The sequence below is a fragment of the Aminobacter sp. P4_D5 genome (assembly GCF_056401815.1).
In genome coordinates, this window is record NZ_JBFUIP010000716.1 from 1 (window position 1) to 711 (window position 711).

Below are 711 nucleotides of genomic sequence, written 5' to 3' on the forward strand. Positions count from 1 at the left end.
GGCATCCGCCAGCCCTCGACGCGGGTGAAGCCCTATCTCCTCTTCCCCTGGGCGGCCGACCTCGTGCGGCATCCAGCCATCCTAGACGCGGTGGAGGATGTGATCGGCCCGGACATCCTCATCTTCCACACCACCCTCTGGTGGAAGCCGGCGGGAACCGAGGGCTTCGTGCCCTGGCACCAGGATGCCACCTATTTCGGGCTGGCGCCGCACGAGCACGTCACCGCCTGGGTCGCGCTGACGCCGAGCACGGAGGAGAGCGGCTGCGTCACCATCCTGCCGGGCTCGCACAAGCACGGGCAGCTGCCGCATGCCGACCGCAAGGATCCGCGGATGATGCTCTCGCGCGGGCAGAGCGTGACGGTCGACATCGAGGAGCGCGCGGCGGTGCCGATCCCGCTGCAGCCAGGCCAGTTCTCGCTGCACGACACGCTGGTGCTGCACGCCTCCGCACCGAACCGTTCCAGGCATGACCGGATCGGACTGGGGATCAGCTACATCCCCGCGCGGGTGAAGCATGTGGGGCCGACGCGGCTCTCGGCGACGCTGGTGCGCGGCGAGAACCGCTACAACCATTTCGACCTGGAGGCGCGCCCCCAGGCCGAGGCCGATGCGGCCGCGGTGGCGACCCATGCCGACAGCATCGGCCGGTTCTGGGTTGCCAGCGAGTCCATCCCGGAGATGAAGCTGGTTCACTGAACCCGAAGCGGG

Annotated in this window: 1 protein-coding gene; it reads left to right on the forward strand. The window is 69.2% G+C overall.

Features of this window, described 5'->3' with window-relative positions:
• Positions 1-699, forward strand: a 699-nt coding sequence (locus AC1DWF_RS34530; RefSeq protein ID WP_476842983.1) for a phytanoyl-CoA dioxygenase family protein, incomplete at its 5' end; no start/stop codon positions are given.
• Positions 700-711 lie beyond the last annotated feature (12 nt).